Origin of the sequence: Bacillus sp. JJ1127 (genome assembly GCF_036965845.1) — a bacterium.
GTDB lineage: Bacteria > Bacillota > Bacilli > Bacillales > Bacillaceae_G > Bacillus_A.
Genome location: NZ_JBALQK010000132.1, coordinates 2,678 through 6,757, shown reverse-complemented (window position 1 = coordinate 6,757; position 4,080 = coordinate 2,678). Strand labels below are relative to the sequence as shown.

3 protein-coding genes are annotated in these 4,080 nt (G+C 37.9%); 2 read left to right on the top strand and 1 reads right to left on the bottom strand.

Features of this window, described 5'->3' with window-relative positions:
• Positions 1–150: 150 nt before the first annotated feature.
• Both V7183_RS13635 and V7183_RS13630 read left to right on the top strand, forming a co-directional pair.
• On the top strand, positions 151–1,641 hold the full coding sequence (locus tag V7183_RS13635; protein ID WP_335359859.1) for a coproporphyrinogen III oxidase: 1,491 nt from the start codon (positions 151–153) through the stop codon (positions 1,639–1,641).
• A 233-nt stretch (positions 1,642–1,874) separates the two neighbouring features.
• Positions 1,875–3,431: a fatty acid--CoA ligase gene (locus V7183_RS13630; protein WP_335359858.1), complete on the top strand. Its 1,557-nt coding sequence runs from the start codon at positions 1,875–1,877 to the stop codon at positions 3,429–3,431.
• Positions 3,432–3,464: 33 nt separating this feature from the next.
• Here V7183_RS13630 and V7183_RS13625 read toward each other — a convergent pair whose 3' ends face one another.
• The gene (locus V7183_RS13625; protein WP_097898238.1) at positions 3,465–3,935 is read right to left on the bottom strand and encodes a hypothetical protein; all 471 of its coding nucleotides are present in this window, start codon (positions 3,933–3,935) and stop codon (positions 3,465–3,467) included.
• Positions 3,936–4,080: the final 145 nt, after the last annotated feature.

Genomic DNA, 4,080 nt, shown 5'->3' with positions numbered 1-4,080 from the left:
CCAGATGCTCTCGCCCACCCAAAAGAAAGTGTTTTCTTACTTAGAAGCTGTATGATTTTTTTTTCAGGAAAATGAGGTAAAACCTTCTGTATTGACCTGTAGTCACCCTTCAAGTAAACTAAAGAGAGTTTACAAATGAAAAGGTGATAATTGTTGTTAATTTCAATTAAAACATTACAAGATGATCGTTTTTTACGTCCGCTGCAAAATATTAGCGGCTTATTTTTTGAAGAAAGTACAATCGGATTTGAGAAAGAAGAAGCAAACCTTATTGTTGATATACAGATAGAAGGAAATGTGACAGCGTCAGCTCGTTTAACAGACGTTGCAACAGGAAATGTATATGAAGAAACGTTCTCAAAAGATTTATCTTCCTTTACAGAAGAAAAAGAACGTATGAAGCAAGTGAAGCATGTTGTTTCTTATGTATATCTCTCTGTTCTTCAGCAGTTAACAGGAATTGAACAGAGCTGGGGCATTTTAACGGGGGTAAGACCAACAAAGCTTCTGCACAAAATGCTTCAAAATGGTATGTCAAAGGAAGAGGCGCATAAAGAACTTCGTGAAAGTTATTTAATTCATGAAGAAAAAATCGAACTTCTGCAGCGCATTGTTGATTGCCAATTAGCGGTTATTCCAGATTTATATCGTTTGAAAGAAGAAGTAAGTATTTATATCGGTATCCCGTTCTGTCCAACAAAATGTGCATATTGTACATTCCCGGCGTATGCAATCAATGGGCGTCAAGGCTCTGTAGATTCTTTCTTAGGCGGCTTACACTACGAAGTTCGTGAAATTGGTAAGTTCTTAAAAGAGAAAGGCGTTAAAGTTACAACGATTTATTACGGCGGTGGTACACCGACAAGTATTACAGCAGAAGAGATGGACATGTTGTATGAAGAGATGTATGAGTCGTTCCCGGATGTGAAAGAGGTACGTGAAGTAACTGTTGAGGCAGGTCGTCCGGATACGATTACACCTGAAAAACTAGAAGTGTTAAATAAATGGAATATTGACCGCATTAGTATTAACCCGCAGTCATACCATCAAGAAACGCTAAAGGCAATTGGACGCCATCATACGGTGGAAGAAACGATTGAGAAGTATCATTTAGCACGTGAAATGGGAATGAACAATATTAATATGGATTTAATTATTGGTCTTCCTGGTGAAGGATTAGAAATATTTAAGCATACGTTAGATGAAACAGAAAAGTTAATGCCAGAATCATTAACTGTTCATACATTATCATTTAAACGTGCTTCTGAAATGACGCAAAATAAGCGTAAATATAAAGTGGCAGGTCGCGAAGAGATTACGGCGATGATGCATGAAGCAGAAGAGTGGACGAAGAATCATAATTACGTACCATATTATTTATACCGTCAAAAGAATATTTTAGGTAACTTAGAAAATGTCGGTTATGCAATGCCATCTCAAGAGAGCATATATAATATTGTAATTATGGAAGAAGTACAATCTATTATCGGACTTGGTTGCGGTGCATCAAGTAAATTTGTTCATCCGCAAACAGGAGCTATTACGCACTTTGCCAATCCGAAAGATCCAAAGTCATATAACGATGGTTATATTAAATATACAGAAGATAAGCTTAAAATTTTAGAAGAGCTATTCTCTTAAAGTGAAAGTTTGGGGTTCCATTCCTTTGCTTTGAGAGGATTACTGCCCGCAAATAGCAGGTAAGAGGCTGGCCTAAAGGTCCACATATTGTGGGCTTTTATGTGTCAGTCTTTTTTGTTGTTTGTAAAATCGTGTCGAGAATGATCAGAAAAAGAAGGTAAAAATGTAGAGGAAATGTCAACTTATACACGAAATGATAGATTTATGAAAGTGAAAAGGGGGCAGATTTTGACATGTATATGACGATTGGGAGAATTTTTGATTTAGCAGTTGGCAAGTATCCGAATAAAGAAGCGTTAGTGGAACCAGAAAAGAATATTCGCTGGACATATAAAGAGTGGAATGAACAGGTGAATAAAACGGCGCATGCCCTGTTAGCAGAAGGTGTGAAAAAAGGGGATTGTGTATCGGTTTATTTATACAATTGCCGTGAATTTGTGAACGTTTATCTAGCCTGCGCACAGATTGGCGCAATATTCAATCCGATTAATTTCCGCTTAAAGGCAAAAGAAGTAGCTTACATCCTCCAAGACGCATCCTCAAAAGTCGTTGTCTTTGAAAAGGCTGTTGAACCGACAATTGCAGCTATTGAACGAGATTTCCCAAACAGTTCTTTTTGGTACATAGAAGATGATGCACCTTCCTACGCTGCTTCTTATCATGAAAAAGTAAATGCGGCTTCACCTGAGGCTGTGGATATTGTTGTTGAGGAAACAGATTATTGTTCGATGCTTTATACAAGCGGCACAACGGGTCAGCCAAAAGGGGTGATGCACCGTCATCGCGACATGGCTGAACATAGTATGATTTGTACGTATTTCTTGAAATATAACCGAGATAGTATTGGACTTGTTGTGGCACCGTTATATCATTGCGGGGAATTAAATGCTGGAATTATACCACGTATTCAAGTTGGCGGGAAAAACATTATTTTACATCAATTTGATACAAAGACGGTGTTACATACAATTCAAAAGGAAAAGGTTACAACATTCTTCGCTGCGCCGACGATGTGGAATATGCTGTTACAAGACGATTTATCACAATATGAATTACAGTCGATGAAAGTTGGCGTATATGGCGGAGCTCCGATGGCACCAGCACTTGTGAAAGAATGTAAAGAGCGCCTGCATATCGATCTTGTCCAAATTTATGGAATGACAGAAATGGGTCCAGTTATCGCATTCTTAGTAGAAGAAGATCAAATTACGAAAGCTGGTTCAGCAGGAACGCCTTGCTTTAGTCATGAAATTCGTATTGTAAAATCAAATGAAGAGGGACCGGCAGAACCAGATGATGTACTGCCGCCATATGAAGTAGGAGAAATTATTTCGCGTGGACCAACTATGATGGCAGGATATCATAATCGTGAAGAAGCGACGGCAAAGTCTATGTATAAAGGATGGTATCATTCGGGTGATCTAGGCTATTTCGATAAAGATGGCTATTTATTTGTAGCAGATCGCGTTGACGATATGGTTATAAGCGGCGGGGTAAATATTTATCCGCGTGAAATTGAAGATTTCTTGCATAGTCATCCTGGTATATTAGATGTTGCTGTACTTGGTGAACCAGATGAATTATGGGGAGAACGGGTTGTAGCGGTCGTTGTTAAAAAAGATGAAGGTATTACGGAAGCTGACTTAGAAACATATTGCAAAGAAAGTGATGAATTAGCTGACTATAAGCGTCCACGCCACTACGTATTTGCAGATGAGCTTCCGCGTAATGCAAGTGGAAAACTGCAAAAGTTTGTACTGAGAGAATCATTAAAAGGTGTTACAAAATAAAAAAGTGCCTTTCCATATCGGAAAGGCATTTCTTTATTTGCGTGAGAAACCTTCTTCATCAAGGTATTCTGCAGCTTCTGGGTAAGAGTTAAATGTACCGTCTAAGTTTACCCCAGCGTACACATTCCACATATCATCTTCTTGGATAAGAGTGAGAATATGACCGTCTTCATTATGCCATTCTTCTTCTTTAGCAGGTGCAATTTGTGCAACTACTTCTTCTTGTTCCTGAGATAGAAGTTCAATTGATTTTTGGATTAATGAACGTAGTTCGTCTGCTGAAAATTCACGGATGTTAACCATACCTTTATCGTCTGTTTTATATCCGTTAATGCCACTAGCATATACAAATCCGTTTCCATTTGGGTGTAAATGATACACCACATTCTTTTTGTCTAAGCGACTTTCTTCAAAGTGAAAGTTTACACGTTTTAAAGATACATTCTTTCTTTCTAATTGCGGGAAAGATTCAATAATCGATAATTTTTCTTCAAAAGTTAGCATAGCGCCTCCAAGTATATAGTAAAAGATTTAATCCGTTCATTATAGCACAGTCACTTATATTTCCAAAGATAGAAAGAGAGAGATGTCATGTATCTTCTATATATACATCAATTAAAAAGCGACATTTAGGTGGGAGAGAGGATCT